At 58.8% G+C, this 1,734-nt stretch carries 1 protein-coding gene; it reads left to right on the top strand.

Going from position 1 to position 1,734, the window contains the following annotated elements:
* The first annotated feature begins 142 nt into the window (after positions 1-142).
* Entirely contained in the window at positions 143-1,570 is a 1,428-nt protein-coding gene (locus GGQ64_RS27525) for an ISNCY family transposase (RefSeq protein WP_183808490.1), read from the top strand.
* Positions 1,571-1,734: the final 164 nt, after the last annotated feature.

The following is a 1,734-nucleotide window of genomic DNA, read 5'->3' as shown; positions in this document are numbered from 1 at the left end:
TGTAAGGGCTATTTAGTAATGCGACAGTTGGGCCAGTTAGAGATGCGACAGTCTCGCCTCTCGACGCGCTGGCCAATGCCAACGTTGGGAGCAAGGATGACGACCTTCTGTCTGGTCGAGACCATCAGCGGTCGGAGTCGTCATGTCCTGTTTGATCACCATGTCGCAGAAAGAGTTGCATCGCCTCGAAGTCATCCAGAAGATCCGTGACGAGCGCCTGAGCGTCGTCGAGGCTGCCGAACGGCTCGACCTCAGTCGAAGTCAGGTCCATCGGCTGCTGCAAGCCTATGACCGGGATGGTCCGGCCGGTCTTGTTTCCAGGAAGCGATCGCGTCCGAGCAACAGGCGCCACAGCGAGGAGTTTCGCAATGCGGCGCTGGATCTGATTCGTGAACGCTATCTGGATTTCGGTCCGACGCTGGCACGTGAGAAGCTGATCGAGCTGCACCGGATCTCTGTCGCCAAGGAGACGCTGCGACAATGGATGACCGAGGCTGGTATCTGGGTCTCACGCCGGGAACGCAAGAAACGGGTTTTCCAGCCACGCGGCCGGCGTGACTGCTTTGGCGAGCTGGTGCAGATCGACGGGTCACATCACTGGTGGTTCGAGAACCGCGGTCCCAAATGCGCCCTGCTCGTCTATATCGATGACGCGACCGGCAGGCTCCTGCATCTGCGCTTTGCCGGATCGGAGAACACGTTCGACTATCTGCATGCGACGAAGGCCTATCTGCAGCAATGGGGCAAGCCGCTGGCCTTCTACAGCGACAAGCATGGCGTTTTCCGCTCCACCCATGCGTCCGAGAAGGACCGGACCAGCGGGCTGACGCAGTTCGGTCGGGCGCTTTATGAGCTGAACATCGACATCATCTGTGCCAACACTCCGCAGGCCAAGGGCCGTGTGGAACGTGCCAATCAGACGCTGCAGGATCGCCTCGTGAAGGAATTACGGCTTCGCGGCATAGATACTATCGAGGCGGCCAATGTCTATGCGTCAGAATTTATTACAGATTTCAATTCCCGGTTCGGCAAACCACCACGCAATCCGAAAGATATGCACCGGCCACTGGCCGATCATGAGAACCTTGACGGCGCCATGTGCCGTAAGGAAGTCCGCACGCTGTCGCAGGCCCTGACGCTGCGTTATGACAAGGTGCTGTTCATCCTTGATCCGACTGATCTTTCCAGGTCCCTGGCGGGTAAGAAGGTCGTCGTTTGCGACTATCCGGATGGCCGTCTGGAGATCATGCACGAGAGCTTTGCCCTGCCCTATAGAACCTTCGACAAGTTGCGATCGGTGCATCGATCCGAAGTCGTTGAGAACAAGCGTTTGGACGACGTGCTGTCGATCGTCGCCGAGATGCAGGCCGGACGCCAACAGCAACGTAGCAAGAGCGGCCCTCGCCGCACTGGCCAGACGGATCATATGTTTGGGATACCGGATGGCAGTAAGAGCAATGGCTATCAGAAGCGCGGTCGCAAGCCCGGTCGGCGGACAGATTTCATGAATGATCCGGAGGTGATTGCCAAAAGGCAGAAGGCGCTGGCGAGGATGGAAGCGGCGGAATGAACGAGTGTGGACATAGTCTCAAAGCTAAAGCCCAAGGCGCGCGTCCCACCCGCGCCCGACCACGCTTGCAACCCCGACCAGCCGCATGCTCGGGCGCTGATCGGCAGAGCCAGTGTCGCGTTTCTAACTGGCTGGCGACGTCGCACTGCTAACCGGCTTTGACA

It is taken from the genome of Mycoplana azooxidifex (assembly GCF_014196765.1).
GTDB classification, from domain to species: Bacteria; Pseudomonadota; Alphaproteobacteria; order Rhizobiales; family Rhizobiaceae; genus Mycoplana; species Mycoplana azooxidifex.
This window is presented reverse-complemented; position numbering and strand designations above follow the sequence as displayed.